The sequence below is a fragment of the Neptunicella plasticusilytica genome (assembly GCF_047922965.1).
In the GTDB taxonomy this organism is placed as follows: Bacteria; Pseudomonadota; Gammaproteobacteria; order Enterobacterales; family Alteromonadaceae; genus Neptunicella; species Neptunicella plasticusilytica.
In genome coordinates, this window is sequence record NZ_CP150481.1 from 951,412 (window position 1) to 968,610 (window position 17,199).

A 17,199-nucleotide genomic window follows, 5' to 3' on the forward strand; every position below is an offset into this window, starting at 1 on the left:
GATGAAACCTATTTCAATTCTAAAAGGTCTTTACTGCGCTCTGCTGATTTTACTGTCCAATAGTGCACTGGCTGATTGGGACAATGTTGCTGAAGATGTTTCTGTTTCTCAATCCAGAGCCCGTTATGTCCGAACTGAAGGAGCCTATGTTGTTCAGGTTACGATAACCAACAATAGCGCTGAAACTTTGCAGGGGCCTTTCCGGTTGTTGATCCCAAATACGACACTGGCAGTGATAGAGCCAGATGGATTGACCAGTGAAAGCTTGCCCTATTTTGATTTGTTGGCGAATGAACTGGCATCTGGCTCGTCAATGTCAGTAACGGCAAAGTTTACTTATGATCGACGTACCAGCCTGGTTTTCGATACGGCCCTACAAAGCGACGCTGACACCTCCAACTGGACAATGGTCTGGAATGATGAGTTTGATGGCGCCCAGATCGACACTTCTAAATGGGGTTTTGAAGTGAATTGCTGGGGAGGCGGTAATGGTGAACAACAATGTTATACCGACCGCCCGGTTAATTCCTGGGTAGATAACGGCGTCCTCACTATCAAGGCCCAGCGAGAGACCTTTACCGGTCCTGCCGAAGTGGACGGAGATATGAGTAATACCGCAACCCTGCCTTATACCTCGGCACGTTTGCGCACCATGAATAAGGGCGACTGGAAATATGGTCGTTTTGAAATTCGTGCCAAATTACCATCAGGTCAGGGAACTTGGCCCGCGATCTGGATGTTACCGACTGATTATGTTTATGGTGGCTGGGCGGCATCGGGTGAAATCGACATTATGGAGGCAGTTAACCTTAAAGCCAATTCTGATGAAGCCGGTGTGCCTGCCAATACTCCGGAAAGCCGCACTCACGGTACCTTGCATTTTGGTAAAACCTGGCCGGGAAATGTGTCATCCGGCGCACCTTATAAATTGCCCGATGGCTTAAACCCGGCGGATGATTTTCATGAGTATGCACTGGAGTGGGAAAAAGGAGAAATTCGCTGGTATGTGGACGGTGTTCACTTTGCCACTCAACGCGAAACCGGTTGGTACAGCCAATATACCAATGAGGAAGGTTTGACGGTTAATGGCGAAGAAGATGCGCCGTTTAACCAGCGCTTTCATATGTTGCTAAATCTCGCGGTTGGCGGCGCTTGGGCTGGTAATGTAAATGAAGGCGGCATTGATGAATCGGTCTTTCCGCAAACCATGCAGGTGGATTATGTACGGGTTTACGAGTGCTCCGTTAATCCCAATGAAGGGACAGGTTGCGCCAGCATAGGCGATAATCCTCAAATAGTCGAAGGCCATCAGCCTCCTGAAATTGTCAATCCGGAAACGGGTTTTGGGCAAGAAGCAGTATTTAATTTATATATCGATCAATTAGCTGATGGTTTGACTTTCGAAAGTTACAACCCCGAAGGCAGCATAACAATTAGTGAACAGGCAGAAGAAGGGCACGGTAATGTTGTCAATATTGATAAAACTACAGCTACCGGTAATGTGTTTTTTGCTTATCCTCCTGTTGCCGACTTATCCCGTTGGCAGGAGTTTGGTGTATTAACGTTTGATTTAAAAGTGAATAGCGCTGATCCCGCGGCTGAGTTGCTGGTGAAACTGGATAGTGGCTGGCCTGCGGTAAGTGACTATAGTGTGACGTTGCCAGCAACCGGTGAATGGGCGCAGGTACGTATTCCTATAGCCGATATTGCTGCGGGAGGTAACCGTTATGCACCAGGTAATTTTGTTGATCTGACACAGGTTGTTAACCCTTTTGTGGTCGAACCCACCGCCGCGATGAACTTCACCTTGGATAACGTTCGTTATGAGTTTGATTTATCTCACAATGAAGTCGCGACTATTTTTGACGAGCAGGACCACACTCCATTTGGGATCAACAAATATGTTGCAAATGGTAGTGTAGACATTGAGCAAGTTGCTGCCGCGGATGGTAGTCATGGCCAAGTCAAGCAAATAACCTTTAACACTAACGAGTCTGTGGTGTATTTCCAGACTATGTTGCAGCGTGATCTAACGCCGTTAAAACTTGATGTTAGCGCTTTTAGTTATGTTGAATTTGACTTGAATGTGGTAGCGGATCCTCGTGCAGATCGCACCTTTATGGCCAAAATGGATTGTGGTAGCCCTTGTGGTTCAGGTGACTATCCTATCGCTGCACCGGACATTGGTGTGTGGACACATTATAAAATCCCTGTGGTGGATTTGGTTAATAATCCGGGTTCAAGTTTGAATGTGTTTCAGGTCGATACGCCATTAGTGGTCTTCCCTGCGTGGGGCAATCAACAAGGCGTGATCATGCAGGTAGACAATGTGCAACTCACAAAAGGCGGTGAAGTAGTGCAACCACCGCCGGTACCCACTGATGAGTTAGTTTTGTTTGACGAAGCAACAGCGCAAGGTTGGAGTTTGTGGGATTGTTGTGCCAACGCGAGCTTAATTGAAGTTAATGATCCTGACGGTAATCATGGTCAAGTGATAAAAGTCGATTTTTACGGACCGGTGGGCACGGTAAGTGGTCTGTTTGCCAGTTCTGTCGTGGATTTAACCCAACTGACCAACGGTACACTGGAATTTGATCTGAAATTGGTGAACCCGCCAACCGATACCAGTGCACTGATTTTGTTGAAAGTGGAAGCCTTGGGCGGCGCATTTGCTCAGCTTGAACTTAATCAAAGTGATGAAGGGCAGGACCCGCAAATAGGGCAGTGGCAACACTTCACCTATCAATTATCAGATCTTGCAGCCGCAGGGCTGGATCTATCCCAGGTCAAAATTGTGATGATTTTCCCTGAGTGGGGCAAAGCGCAGGGAGCGATTTATCATCTGGATAATGTGATTTTCACCAGTCAGTCAGCGGCAGTCGTTGATAGTGACAATGACGGGATTGATGATACTCATGATCAGTGTGCCAATACGCCACCAAACAGCCCGGTAGATGTTAATGGCTGTGTATTGGTGGTAAGTACTGATAGTGATGGTGACGGAGTAGAAGACAGTATTGACCAATGCGCAGACACTGAATCATCTGTGTTGGTAGACGACGTGGGTTGCCCTGTTGTAACCACTTCACTCACGGGCATTGTACAAGACGATGATGATAGTGTGTATTTTTACGTTAACACCACCGGTTGGGCAGATGTTCATTACACCATAAACGGAGGTGGACAGCTGAATGTGCGCATGGAAAACGTCAATGGTCGCAATATATTTTCTGTATCCGGCCTGTCTGACGGCGATGAAATTATCTATTGGTTCACCTATCTTCGAGATGAAGGGGGGGCGACAGATTCGAATCCGTCGGTTTTTACGTTAGGTGACTCAGCGGTCACCGATGAAGATAACGATGGTGTAAGTGATAGTACTGATCAGTGCGCTGGAACTGATCAAGGGGTAGCAGTTGACGAAGTCGGCTGCCCTTTGGATATTGTCGATGATGAAGACGGTGATGGCATTGCCGATGAGTTTGATCAATGCCTTGGAACTGATACCGGTGTTGCGGTTGATGCGGTCGGTTGTGCTTTACCCGATTATGGTGATGAAGACAGTGATGGTGTCACTGATGATCTCGATCAATGTTTGGGTACAGAAGAAGGCGTATCCGTTGACGCATTTGGCTGTGAAGTGATTCCTGCAGTGCATGAAGTGTCGTCTGCGAATAATATTCTGGTTGGTGGAAGTGGTTCTTCACGTAACGGGTTTACCTTGTACGTCTTTGACAATGATAACGGCACAGATGGCAGTGTTTGTAATGCGGGCTGCCAGGAAAACTGGCCTCCACTACTGGTTACTGACGGCAATGCATCAGGCATAGCCGGCTTATCTACCATTACCCGCAGTGATGGCAGCATCCAGGCAACCCATCAGGGACGGCCACTCTATTTTTATACAGGAGACACCTCAGCCGGTGAGACCGCAGGTGAAGGACTGGGTGGAGTCTGGTGGACGGTTGAATATGCGGCAGGCGTAGGTGACGTGATCCCGCTTTTCCATGAAAATACGCCGTTGGAGCAGGCCATTTCCTATGATCGCGGTGACGCATTGGTTACCCGTTTTGCTGATCGTGGTCGCGACCGTCATGCCAAAGAGGATCAGTTCCAGATTTATGATCATTATTTATCCCATTACTGGACCCATCGTACAGCCCGCTTTCAGTTCGAGGATTATGTTGCTAAAGGCGGTGAAACCATAGATGTGACCTTTATTTCGGAATGGAAATTGGGAGCTCGTGAGTTTAGGGTCTGGTATCGCGGTTTAAATACCGTGGCCGAATATCATGGCAATTTACAGACAGATTCACAATGGCCGGTAACCGAAGAGGGACCAGGTACCTGGGATAATGATTTCAATAAAGTCAGTGATAGTGGCGTACAATACAAATACACCACTAAAATCACTAAATATCAGGGCTTGAACTGGCAGCCAACCGATCCTGTTACGCCGTTGGCAATTGGTCAAAGGATGGAACTGGAAGTCAGTCAGTTTCTGGATGGTCAACCCGAAGGACGTTCCAATTACTACGGTACCACTTACCTGTACATTATCGGTCAAGGTATGGTGCCCTGGAAGACGGTAGGTGATTTTGATGATAAATCATCCGAGCGGGAAGACTCCTATCCAATTGCGACTCAAGGGTGGCTGGGCGGAACGACAACCTTGCCGTATAACTATACCAATGAGCCGGATAATCACTTTATGCAAATGGCCACTAATCTGTCTCATGTTAACGGGCAACCTTTTGTTTTGGGGCGTCGTCTGTTCCATACCAATTTCGCTAACGGACAACATGATGAAAGTCCTGAAAATGGTGTGTTTGATGAAATGGCTGGCAAAGCCGGTAATCATTATATCAATGCCAGCTGTGCCGGTTGTCATGAGCGCAATGGCCGAGCTGCGCCCGTTGCTGAAGGGTTGCCGCTAGATAAATGGGTTTTTCAGGTCGGTGATGCAGATGGCAATCCCGATCCTTATATTGGTCGGATATTGCAACCCAAAACAACTGATATTGGTGATGAAGGTTCGGTATCGATTGAATTCTGGACCGAAGAAAACGGCTTACGATCACCTAATTATCAGTTCTCGCAAGCCACACCCGCGACCTTTTCGGCGCGTATTGCTCCGCAGTTAGTGGGAATAGGCTTGTTAGAGGCGATTCCAGAATCGACCATCCTGGCAATGGAAGATGTGAATGATCTGGATAACGATGGTATCTCCGGTAGGGCGCAACGTAGTACTGATCCGGAAACTGGTGATATCCGCTTGGGGCGTTTTGGCTGGAAAGCAGCCAAAGTCAGTATCAGACATCAGATTGCAGCAGCGTTGAATACCGATATTGGTGTCACAACGTCTGTGTTACCTGAACCCGATTGTGGTTCTGAACAGGACAGTTGTGGTAGTAGCGGGATTGAGCTGGACGAGCAGCATCTGCAAGATCTGGTTAAATACACCGCATTACTTGGGGTGCGGGCTCAACGCGATCTGGATAATCCGCTGGTACAGCAAGGCAAGCAGTTGTTTAGCCAGAGCGGTTGTGCTGGTTGCCACACACCAACGCTGCAGACCAGTGAATATCACCCTTTTGCCGAATTGAGGGATCAGACAATCCATCCTTATACCGATATGTTATTGCATGATATGGGGCCCGGACTGGCTGATAATCTTGGCGAAGATCAGGCAACAGGTGCTGAGTGGAGAACGACACCATTATGGGGTATTGGCTTGTCCGCCTGTGTAACCGGAGGTGTTATTAATCCTGTTGGCGGACAGGGGAATGAAGTGTGTGATCCTGATCCCAGCTATTTACATGATGGTCGAGCGCGCAGTATCGAAGAAGCCATACTGTGGCATGGCGGTGAAGCTGAAGTAGCCAAAAGCAACTATCAGAATTTATCCGCCGGTGAAAAAACGGCCGTGTTAAGTTTCCTTGACTCATTGTAAATCTCGTTAATTAACTAAGAGGCTTCGGCCTCTTAGTTAATTCCCTACAAAAAATTCTCGTCAACTTTGTTATCCCTTGACTAATTTGTTAATTCGAGCAAAATAACTGTATTAACGTACAGTTATTTTGTGAGCTAACATGCGCAAAATTATCCATATCGATATGGACTGCTATTATGCCGCAGTCGAAATGCGTGATAACCCGGAATATCGCAATGTGCCCCTCGCTATTGGTGGTGCCAGTGACAGGCGTGGGGTTTTGTCTACCTGTAATTATCAGGCGCGTAAATTTGGTTTGCATTCAGCTATGGCAACGGCTCATGCTCTAAAGCTTTGTCCCGATTTGGTGTTGATTCCGGGGCGAATGGAACTCTATGTGCAGATTTCCCGCCAGATCCGGCAGATTTTCCAGCGTTATACCGAACTTATCGAGCCATTATCGCTGGATGAGGCCTATCTGGATGTCAGTGATTGCGAGCTGTTTGGCGGCAGCGCCACGTTAATTGCCGAAGATATCCGCCAGGCCATTTATGCTGAAACAGGACTCACCGCATCCGCGGGCGTGGCCCCCTGCAAATTTGTGGCAAAAATAGCTAGCGATGAAAATAAACCCAACGGCATTTGTGTAATCAGTCCCGACAAGCTGGATGATTTTGTACGTCGCTTACCCTTGGGCAAAATTCCCGGTGTGGGTAAAGTCACACTGGAAAAACTGAATCGGATGGGTTTGTTCTATTGCGAAGATGTACGTCGTTATCCTTTCGACAAACTACTTAAAGCCTTTGGCAAACTTGGCCCGGTGTTGTGGCAGCGAAGCAAAGGAATTGATGATCGTGCGGTGACAATCAACCGCAAACGCAAATCAGTGGGAGTAGAAACCACTATCGCCGAAGATATTTATACCGAGCAACAATGCTGGGCACTGGTCGAACAGCTTTACCCCAAGCTGGAAAAACGCCTTAAAGCGGTCAGTCATAATCTGGCCATTCATACCCAGGGGGTTAAACTTAAATTCAACGACTTTCAACAAACCACGGTTGAACTGCGCTATAACCATCTGGATAAAAACTTTTTCCATTCACTGTTGGCTGAAGCGCTGAGTCGCCGAGCTGAACGCGGTATTCGTTTGGTTGGTTTACATGTCGGTTTACCCAGTAACGCAGATGTTCTGCAACTGGAATTACCTTTAGCGGGTTAAGTTGGATAACCTATTTGCGGGTCATCTCAATTTTCTGCCACAATAAATATCACTAATCTGTAAATTTCGGGATAAAAAATGGCATTTCCAACTCCGTTATGGGTAAAAGATCTGGGTCAGGCAATTGAACAACACAGTGAATGGGATGGCATTATTGTTATTGCGCCCGAAACCACCGATTATCGTCATTCCAAACTAGCCCAAATTATTGAAGCACATAAAGAACTGGATGCCCGTACTGGCGTCGAGCCTGTACTGATTACCCATCCCGATATCGCTGGACAGCGCCTGATTTTTGCCCCCACCGGCAATCTGTTGCGTGATTATGATGACGTACGGCGTTTCGCCGATGCGGGTAAAAAAGCCATCACCATTGCACGTGATGCGGGCATGCTTAATCCGTTACTAGTGGTTGATAAACTGCAACACAATCCATTATACGAACATGCACTGGAAGTGACCTATCTGGCCATGTGTCAGGCATTGTGGCAACCTCTTGAAGCGCGCGAAAGTATCGGCGAGAACAAGGTTGAACCGGTTGAAAGTATCGGTTTGTTTGCGGTTAAAAAAATTAATCTGGATTGGCTGGTTGCGACCGAAACCGGTCGGCGACTGGCTCGGGATTTATGCGGAACTGAACCAGAGCGGATGGCACCACCCAAGTTTGCTGATTATTGTGTTGAGGCTTTTACCGATAGCCCTGTAAAAGTCGAGGTGTTATGTGATAAAGATAGTCTGCTTGATCACTATCCGTTACTTTCGGCAGTGGCCAGAGCTTCTATTGGAGTAGAAAGCCACCATCCTCGCGTGATCCGGCTGGAGTATTGCGGCGAGGGCCCTATCGAAAATACCTTGATGTTGGCCGGAAAAGGCGTGACTTACGATACCGGTGGCGCCGATATCAAAACCGGTGGTCATATGGCAGGTATGAGCCGCGACAAAGGTGGCGCAGCGGCGGTAGCGGGCTTTATTAAAACGGCTTCGTTATTGAAACCCAAAGGATTGAAAATTGTCGCCGAATTGGGTGTGGTCAGAAACAGTATTGGATCACAAGCTTTTGTGGCCGATGAGATTATTCAAAGCCATGCAGGTGTTAGAGTTCGAATAGGCAATACCGATGCCGAAGGGCGCTTGGTGATGGCTGATTTGCTTTCACACTTGCGCGAACAGGCAGTGAATGAGAATCAGGTTGAATTATTTACCGTAGCAACTTTAACCGGTCATGCGGCACTGGCAATGGGGCCTTATACTGCACTGGTGGACAATGGCGTAGCCCGGGCGCATGGTTGTTCAACCCGTTTAGCCGCAATCGGGGATGTCTGGGGCGACCCCAGCGAAATATCCCGTTCCCGCCGCGAAGATTTCCATTTTATTCGCCCGCGCAGTCTGGCAGATGATGTATTGTCCAGCAACAATGCGCCGTCGTCAGGTACAGCGCGCGGTCATCAGTTCCCGATGGCGTTTTTAACGGTAGCTTCCGGGCTGGATCAACATTGTATCAATAGCCAATACCCGCTTTCGTATACCCATATCGATATTGCTGGCAGCGGAGTAGAAAGCGGCGACTGGCAACACGATATGCCCACCGGCGTGCCGGTAGTGGCGTTGTCGGCCAGATACTTGCGCTGAAACGGAATGTAATTACGCAACGTTAGATATTAATTAGTTAATTTGGATCTGACCCTGAGAGATCCCCACGAATTTAATTAACACCTGCACACGTCATCTGAATGCCTTGTTGGAGTGTTTCGATGGCATCATTCAGGTGCTGTTTGACTAATGTAACATGGGGATCTTGCACTATCCGCCGCCCAATAAATTGAAAAGACAGTACCCGTTTATTCTTAGTCGTATTGGCCTGATAGCGCCGATGTAACCCGGCACTGACAGCCGTTAAGCCTATGAGCAGTGCCACCAGACAGGCAAGCGTTGCAATCAGAATTAACAGTGTCAGCCGTCTCAATAATGTACTTTTGCTGTGTTCAAAGCCGAGTCCATACAAACGACTTTTCATGTCTCGAAACTCTTCTTCAATTTGCATGCGCGTTCGATAGATAGCCACGGCTTGTTTAGCAAGCTTGCTGTTTATAGTAAGTGAGGTACTGAGTAACCACGGCTCTTTTCCTGCTTTGGAATGGCTTTTAGATGTACCGGATTTTTTGGGTACTCCGTCACGGTTGACATTGTGGCGGCCTTTAGCGGCCTGCCTATATAAAACCAATCGACAAGCCAGAGGATTATTCTTGGTGATATGGCCACTGAAGCCCTTTGGTGTTGCTGTTGCCTTATCAAATAAACCCGTGATGTTGGTCCAGCTTTCTCCGTTATCCAATGAAAACGTATTGGGCTGGCGAGTGCGCCCGACAAAATCCCAGCCTAATCCAAGTATTTGCCTGAACCAAGGCACTTTAAAACCTGCATCGGTCACAATAATGGGCTTCACTGTTTCACCCATCATGCATTTCAACGTAGTCAGAAAACGCTGATGAGTGGCGGGTTTTTCCTTGGTTTTAATGTCATGAACTTCTTGGTATAAGGTGATGGAGCGGCCATCAAAGGCTAACGAAGCGCGCAGCAAGAAATGTCTTTTATATTCATCCAAATCTGACCAATCCACCAGAAGAACAGGACGAGTGGAAATTCGCCCAAATAGATAACAGATACTCATATAAATGTAATCTGCTTCACGCAATAGATGCGGGTTAGAGCACAATCTGTCAGCGCGTTTGATATTGTGTTTTTCATGTGCCGATGAGTCAATCCCCCGACCTATGGATGTCACGGTAGCCGCATTACCGCTTAGCAAGCTATGCACGCAAACCGACAACGCCGTCCGTCTTGTTTTGTGCATATTGAGGGTGACAAGTGACAGAGTATTGTTCAAGATAGTATTTGCATTCATGGCAGGAGTTCATCAGTGATGTTTGGCGATTGATCTGATCATCAAATGCCATGAATGTTCCGCAGTTTTTTACTATCTTTTTGATTTTTATATATTATTCGTGGGGATGGCTCAGGGTCAGATCCTGAGAGATCCCCACGAATTACGCACAATCACCTGCCAAGCTATGCGATCTCAGCATTCTCATCGAACCATTTTAAGGCACGTCTCCATTGGCTTTGGGTAAAGCGTGTTTTTGCAACCAACGCTCTAAGTCCCAGAGTGTGAAAAGACAACACTTGTTTGGTCACGGTGTTAGCCTGAAAACGCCGATGTTTATTGGCTACCGTGAGCGTTATTCCCAGCAATATCGCTATCATTGAAGCTAACGTTGTCAGTAGTACTAGGATGGTAAGTCGCGCGGATTTGACGGTGTTATTTTGCTCAAATCCTAAACCAAAGCGTGTACTTTTCATGTCGCGGAACCCCTCCTCGATTTGCATATGCTGACGATAAATAGCCACTACCTGTTTAGCCAGATTTCGATGTTTAGGCAGTGACGTTGCCAGTAGCCAAGGGTCTTTGGCACTTTGGGCATGTTTCAACGACAAACCAGAGTGCTTAGGTGAGCCATCGGGGTTGTTGGCATGGCGGCCTTTGTTTCTTTGTTTAACCAATACCAAGGTGCAGTCGAACGGCTTATAGCGAACAAGTTGAGCGTTATCAAATCGCTTCGCTCGTGGTGTGGCCATTTGATACAGTTGGCTAATGCACTGCCAAGTCGTTCCCCTATCCACTGAGTAAAAATGCGGTTTGCGTATGCGCCCGACAATGTCCCAACCTAAAGCTTTGACTTCACGAAACCAAGGCGATTTATAGCCAGCGTCGGTAACAATGATGGGCTGACAACCAACAGGCAAAATTAAAGGAAAATCAAAGGGGTCAGAGTAATTGATTTACTGTGGTTCGGTAGGCTATGTTTGTTTTCAGTTGCACCTTAATCCCAAGTGGGTGTTCAAATGGCTAGGCTTCCCAGGCTAAACTTGCCAAATATTCCACAGCACGTTATCCAGAGAGGTAATAATCGACAGGCGTGCTTTTTTACCGATGATGATTACGTTGTCTATTTGGATAAGCTAAAAGATTATGCCAATAAATACAGCGTAAAGGTTCACGCCTATATCTTGATGACCAACCATGTTCATCTGTTAATGACTCCTGATACCGAAAAAGGTGTTAGTCAGTTAATGCAATCTTTGGGGCGATACTATGTACGTTATATCAATCAAACCTATAAACGGTCAGGAACGTTATGGGAAGGGCGGTATAAATCTACAATAGTAGACAGTGAGCAGTATCTTTTGTTGGTCAGTCGATATATCGAACTTTACCCGGTTAGGGCAAATATGGTGCGGCATCCGGCTGAGTATCCCTGGTCCAGTTATCATGGAAATGCATTGGATAAAGATATAGTATTATTAACCTCTCATCCTGCGTATCTGGCATTAAGTAAAAATCTGGATGAAAGGAAGAACGTTTATCGAGCGCTATTCAATTCTCACATCCCTGAGCTAACCATAAAAGAAATTCGGGACGCGACAAACAAGGCTTGGGTATTGGGTGATAATCGATTTAGGCAGGAAATCCAGCAACAAACAGGACGTAGAACGTTTCCACAATCCCGAGGTGGAGATAGAAAGTCAAAGGGATACAAGAACAAGGTAGAAAATCAATAACCCTGACCCTATTGAACCACCCTATTGAACCCACGCTGGGTATTGATGACCAATCATGTGCATCTGCTATGTACCCCAAATAAAGCCACAGCCGTATGGTAAATGATGCGATAAATTTTTTGTTTAGTGGTGAATAGAAAGCAATGCCCACTTAGCCTGCTTGTTTTTTGTACTTTTATTCGATTAGGTATACTATTATTAGGTAAGCTGTTGAGATGTAGTGAATTTAAAAGTTCTAGTTATAGCAACAAAATTGCTAATAAATTCTAGAAGTGGTCGATTTCAAACTTATTAGGGAACCCACTGGGTTTATAAAGGAAAAGTTATGAGAAATATAATGTTTAGTCTTTTCGCTGTATTACCACTGTGTGCTTGTCAATCAGTTGATCAAGATTTCTATGCGGTTAACTCTGTCGGTTCAAACAAAACAATGAGTTATTTAGTAGGTTCTCAAGTTAAGTCGGATAGTTTTTTTCATGATCATCATACAACATATATAGTCAATATAGATGGTCAATTTATTCAAGAGCCGAAAAAGCATTATGCGGTTCCACTCAATATTGAGCCCGGCAACCACACCCTACAAGTTGCTAACGAACAGGGAACATTTAGTACATATGTTCCATTGAAATTTCATGCGAAAGAAGAAGAAAGCTATATCGTTAAGTCAAAAATTGTAGATTTAAAACGTGCGCTTTTATGGATTGAAAATAACGATGGGGATGTAGTTACTCCGGTTGTTATTGCGAAGCGCGTTACAGACGAAGTTTCTTACGCGCCAATAAGACTTGATCGTAGTCCAGAATGGTCAAATGAATTACGTAGATCTAGTACATTGACGTTTAAATAGAGTAATTATTGTTGCTCACATATTTTTGTGGACAACACCTTTCTTTGATTATAAAACTGCCGCTTCTAATATTATATATAGATTTTCATTTTATCGTTATTGGGATCAAAAGGGTCAGACACTGACCCTTTTGGTCTGCTTTTATACTTTTTATCGCCTCGTCCAACTTTGAGCTGCCAGGATTTTAAAGAGTTAAACTGCCCTTTCCTAAAGGAGTAAAAACGATGAAATTCAAGTTATTGCTTGTAATATGTTGGGGATTGCTGGTCGGTTGTGCCTCTTCCAATGATGTGGCGGATAATATAAACACTGCTGAGCCCGAAATTTTTAATCTGTATCCCGGTGATATTCCTGGTGCTAAATCCACCGTTAATTTGGAACACGTTCGCGATATCTCGCATCCTGATACCTTCTTGATGGATATTACTCTTCCTACTCTTACTGCTTATTGGCCTGAACCAGCAAAAGCTAACGGTACGGCTGTGATTATTTGTCCGGGCGGCGGTTATGCGGGTGTTTCTATTGTCAAAGAAGGTTCACAAGTTGCGGAGCGATTCAACCAGTTAGGTGTGACTGCGTTTGTTTTAAAATACCGAATGCCATTGACGCAAAGCATGCAAGACAAAAGTCTCGGACCACTACAAGATGTGCAGCAAGCAATCAGTCTGGTACGTAAAAACGCACAATCATGGCATATTGACGCGGATAAAGTCGGTATTATGGGTTTTTCGGCTGGAGGTCATTTGACTGCGTCAGCAGCTGTGCATTTTGACAACCCAGTTACAGCTGAATTGGCCGAGCATAATATCAGGCCTGATTTTCAGATTCTGATCTATCCGGTTATCAGCTTTATGGATGAGATTACTCATAAAGGCTCGCGAGATAATCTCATTGGCCCGGCATTTAGCCCAGAGCAAAGTGTGTATTTTTCAAATGAGCGACAGGTTACTGATAACACGCCGCCTGCTTTTATTGTGCATGCCGGAGATGATACTTCCGTTCCGGTAGAAAATTCGCTGGTTTACTATCAGGCGTTACATCGGCATCAGGTGCCTAGCCAGTTACTCATTGTTCCTGATGGTGGTCACGGTTTTGGATTGCGTAACAACTTTGACTGGTTTAACGACCTGGAACGCTGGCTGCGGAATCGTGGTTTGTTGTCCCATACAAACCTGTTATCCAACACGCTCTAGTTCGCTGGTTGCGCGCTTATTTGCGTGGTTTGGGTTTGATAACGGCCGGGTTTATGGTTCATGGCAATCACCAGATTCATCATAACTGAACCTGCCACTGACAGTGCGGTTATCATTGGAGAGCTGATGATCAGAGAAATGGTCAGGATCCCCATATCCACCGCCATCTGAAATTTACCAGCGCGAATGCCAAAGCGGCTTTGTAAATAAAAGGCCAGAATGCCGATGCCACCCAAGCTGCATTTATGCCGGAACAACACTAACAGTCCGACACCAATAAGGAGTCCGCCGGCAAGGGCGGCAAAAATCGGATGGGAAATCTTGACTTCAAACCAGTAGGGCATATTTTCGACAAGCATTGATACCAGTGTGACGGCAATAAAGGTTTTAAGCGTGAACAGCCAGCCCAGCTGCTTAACTGAAAGATAATAAAATGGCAGATTGACCAAAAAGAACATCAGGCCAAAGTTGGCTGGAATAACGTGACTCAGAATTAATGCGATACCGGCGGTGCCGCCAGTTAGCAAGCCTTCGGCTTTAAACGACGACAAGCCCAGTGCGACCATCACTGCACTGCAAAAAATTGCAAAGATGTCTTCATAAACCTTGTGCTGTAGCTGCATGGGATCCCCGTTTCTGTTGTCCTTCAGGCGCGCATTCTACGTGGTTTAAATCATGTCGCCAGACCTGGGCTGGAGCTGTCATCGAAGACAAAATCGATTATGGGGTTGTTCGTTATCAGGATGTAAATAGCCCCGAGTTGGACAGGGCTGAACAAGCAAAGTATTAACAAATCGGGCAGATTTGTTTAGTTATATTTACGTTTTGGCCGACTAGCGTTTTTAGATGAAATGACCTGCCAAAACGTCAATAAATTCATACACAATAAACAATGATGCAGCTGACTAGTGAAAGCAACAGCCGATTTTGACTATTAACTCCACAGATGCGCTAATATAAAACTATGAGATTTTATCTGGCTTTATTGATACTGATATTTTTACCTTTGGGGCACGCCGGTGCGAATGTCTTTGGCGATGCTTCAATCCCCTTGCCACGCGCCGCCAGTATAACTGATACCGCTGCTTATCTGCCTTTTATTCAGGAGGAACAGGCATCGACGGGCAGCCTGTTTTCAGCACAAAACAACACAAGGGTTAGCAGCGAGAGCAATGCCATCTGGGAAGAAACAGTACAACTTTGGCACAGCTTTGTATTAAAGCTTCCCATGATGGGAGTGGGATTAATATTTTTTATTGTGATTTTCCTGCTGGCGCGTCCGTTATCGGAAATATTGGTAAAGCCTGTCACTTATATTGGCACCAGTGAGTTAATCAAGGTGGTTACCCGGCGTTTAATCAGCTTTGTGATTATCCTGTTCGGTTTTTATTTGTTGTTACGTTTTGCCGGTTTAAGCGATTTTGCCGTGGCGCTATTGTCCGGTACCGGTGTGATGGGGTTGATTATCGGCTTTGCTTTTAAGGATATCGCCGAGAATTTTATTTCCAGCCTGCTGCTGAGTATTCAAAAGCCTTTCAAAATCGATGATGTGATTGAGGTTGAGGGCCGCTTGGGTGTGGTCAAACAGGTCACTGCCAGAGCCACCACGCTGGTCGACTTCGATGGCAATCATATCCAGATACCTAACGCGACTGTGTATAAAAATATTATTCGTAATCTTACCGCCAATCCCAAATCCAGGGGCAAATTTGTAATAGGTATTGGTTATGACTCCAGTATTATCGAATCGCAAAAAATTGCTCTTGGCGTGTTAAATAATACCGAAGCGGTGTTATCGGATCCTGAACCTCAGGTGCTGGTGGACGTGCTGGCATCTTCAACGGTCAATTTAAAAGTCTATTTCTGGATCAACACCCACCATCATAGTTTGCTTAAGGTGTCGTCATTTTTAATGCGCACCATTATGCGCGAGTTTGAACAACAGGGAATCAGTATGCCGGATGATGCGCGGGAAATTATCTTTCCTCAAGGCATCACGCTGCACCAAACCGGCAGTGAGCCAGTTGAACAAGATAAAAAGCGCAAGTTTGACGAGCAACCGGTGCTGGATGAAACTGGTCAGGATCTGCAAGACAACCAGCAAATGGACGATCTGAGCAGTGATGCCGAAGATATCAGGCAGCAAGCCAAACAAGCTCGAGATCCGGAACGGGGTGATAATATTCTTTAATCAGGAATTATCTGGACTGCGTGGCGGTGCAGTGCTTTCCCTGATTACAAATTCATAGGGTAATACGTGTTCCATTTGGCTTGGTTGTGAGCCTTCGATAAGGCTTAGCAGCAGCTCTGCCGATTTTTCACCAATCTTGCCTGCAGGTTGGGCGATTGAGGTGAGGGTAGGTGTGCAGTACCGAGAGACTTCCATATCATCAAAACCGCTGACCGAGATGTGTTCTGGCACTTTAATGCCTTTATTAGTTAATCCTTTCATGGCGCCAATGGCCATTTCGTCATTCATGCAAAACAAGGCGCTGGGCAGCCTGGGCATGCGGGTAAAATATTCTACCGCGTTGAGGCCTGACCAAAAGTTAAAATCACCTTCAACAATCAGTTCGGGATCAAACGGAATACCGGCTTGTTCAAGCGCCAGTTGATAACCTTTCAGCCGGTCAATGCTGTGCGGGTTATTCGCCAGGCCTGATACCACGCCTATTCGGCGATGGCCGAGCGAAATAAGGTAGTCCACCACTTTTTTACTGGCTCCTGCATTATCTATTCGCACGGAAGGATAGGGGGTATTCTCACAGCCAGCGGCACTTATCGCAATCACACCGGATTTTGGCAGGATTGAATCATGTGCTAGATAAGGGCGAAGATTAATAATGCCGTCGGCCAACCGGGTTTCGACCATACGGACAAACTCCATTTCACGCTTGGTCGAATCTTCAGTATCACCAATGAGCACATTGTAGTTTTTCTTCTGCGCCACTTTTTCAATACCGCTAATAACCTGGGCAAAAAACAGGTTGGCGATATCGGGCACCATCACCACTACAGTACTGGATTGCTTATGTCGGAATTTTTGCGCCAGCATATTGGGCTTGTAATTCAGCTTTTTAATCGCTGCCTGGGCCTTGCTCAAATTGTTCTTTGATACTTTTTCGGGCGAACTGAGTACTTTGGAAATGGTACCAACCGATAATCCTGCTTCTTTCGCTACGTCTCTTATGGTGGCCATGCGTTTTGCCTGTGTAATTAATGTTCGTTCAGCAAAGGCGTTATGTTGGCAAGTTGTAGAAAATAATACCAGCAAAAACTGCCCAGCCTTAAAATGAACCAGTTCATTTTAAGGTGATGAATAGACTAAAATTAACCAATTCGGACATAATTGTGCCTCTCGTCACGGATCAGTTCTTTTCCCTGGAAT

Annotated in this window: 11 protein-coding genes; 7 read left to right on the top strand and 4 right to left on the bottom strand. The window is 46.0% G+C overall.

What is annotated here, in order from left to right:
- The first annotated feature begins 1 nt into the window (after window position 1).
- The 3 genes from V1467_RS04165 to V1467_RS04175 all read left to right on the top strand — a co-directional run bounded on the left by V1467_RS04165 (window position 2) and on the right by V1467_RS04175 (window position 8,780).
- On the top strand, window positions 2-5,953 hold the full coding sequence (locus V1467_RS04165; protein ID WP_416307546.1) for a di-heme oxidoredictase family protein: 5,952 nt from the start codon (window positions 2-4) through the stop codon (window positions 5,951-5,953).
- A gap of 139 nt (window positions 5,954-6,092) precedes the next feature.
- A complete protein-coding gene (gene dinB, locus V1467_RS04170) occupies window positions 6,093-7,151 on the top strand; it encodes a DNA polymerase IV (RefSeq protein ID WP_416307547.1) in 1,059 nt (352 codons plus the stop codon).
- A 78-nt stretch (window positions 7,152-7,229) separates the two neighbouring features.
- A complete protein-coding gene (locus tag V1467_RS04175) occupies window positions 7,230-8,780 on the top strand; it encodes a M17 family metallopeptidase (protein WP_416307548.1) in 1,551 nt (516 codons plus the stop codon).
- A 73-nt stretch (window positions 8,781-8,853) separates the two neighbouring features.
- Here the strand turns inward: V1467_RS04175 and V1467_RS04180 are convergent, their stop codons facing one another.
- Together V1467_RS04180 and V1467_RS04185 are read right to left on the bottom strand one after the other, a co-directional pair.
- Window positions 8,854-10,053, bottom strand: a complete 1,200-nt coding sequence (locus V1467_RS04180; protein WP_416307549.1) for an IS4 family transposase — start codon at window positions 10,051-10,053, stop codon at window positions 8,854-8,856.
- A gap of 164 nt (window positions 10,054-10,217) precedes the next feature.
- Entirely contained in the window at window positions 10,218-10,952 is a 735-nt protein-coding gene (locus V1467_RS04185) for an IS4 family transposase (protein WP_416307550.1), read from the bottom strand.
- 99 nt (window positions 10,953-11,051) lie between these two features.
- On the opposite strand from V1467_RS04185, the gene V1467_RS04190 reads away from it, so the two are divergent.
- The 3 genes from V1467_RS04190 to V1467_RS04200 all read left to right on the top strand — a co-directional run bounded on the left by V1467_RS04190 (window position 11,052) and on the right by V1467_RS04200 (window position 13,811).
- Window positions 11,052-11,768 carry a transposase gene (locus V1467_RS04190; protein ID WP_416307551.1) on the top strand — a complete coding sequence of 239 codons (717 nt, stop codon included), beginning with the start codon at window positions 11,052-11,054 and terminating at the stop codon, window positions 11,766-11,768.
- A 325-nt stretch (window positions 11,769-12,093) separates the two neighbouring features.
- A complete protein-coding gene (locus V1467_RS04195) occupies window positions 12,094-12,618 on the top strand; it encodes a hypothetical protein (RefSeq protein WP_416307552.1) in 525 nt (174 codons plus the stop codon).
- A gap of 224 nt (window positions 12,619-12,842) precedes the next feature.
- Window positions 12,843-13,811: an alpha/beta hydrolase gene (locus V1467_RS04200; protein ID WP_416307553.1), complete on the top strand. Its 969-nt coding sequence runs from the start codon at window positions 12,843-12,845 to the stop codon at window positions 13,809-13,811.
- Here the strand turns inward: V1467_RS04200 and V1467_RS04205 are convergent.
- Entirely contained in the window at window positions 13,808-14,434 is a 627-nt protein-coding gene (locus V1467_RS04205) for a YitT family protein (protein WP_416307554.1), read from the bottom strand. The genes V1467_RS04200 and V1467_RS04205 overlap by 4 nt on opposite strands.
- Window positions 14,435-14,775: 341 nt before the next feature.
- Between V1467_RS04205 and V1467_RS04210 the strand changes: the two genes are divergently transcribed.
- On the top strand, window positions 14,776-16,002 hold the full coding sequence (locus tag V1467_RS04210) for a mechanosensitive ion channel family protein (protein WP_416307555.1): 1,227 nt from the start codon (window positions 14,776-14,778) through the stop codon (window positions 16,000-16,002).
- Here the strand turns inward: V1467_RS04210 and V1467_RS04215 are convergent, their stop codons facing one another.
- Window positions 16,003-17,010, bottom strand: coding sequence for a LacI family DNA-binding transcriptional regulator (locus tag V1467_RS04215; protein ID WP_416307556.1), 1,008 nt, complete (start codon window positions 17,008-17,010; stop codon window positions 16,003-16,005).
- Window positions 17,011-17,199: the final 189 nt, after the last annotated feature.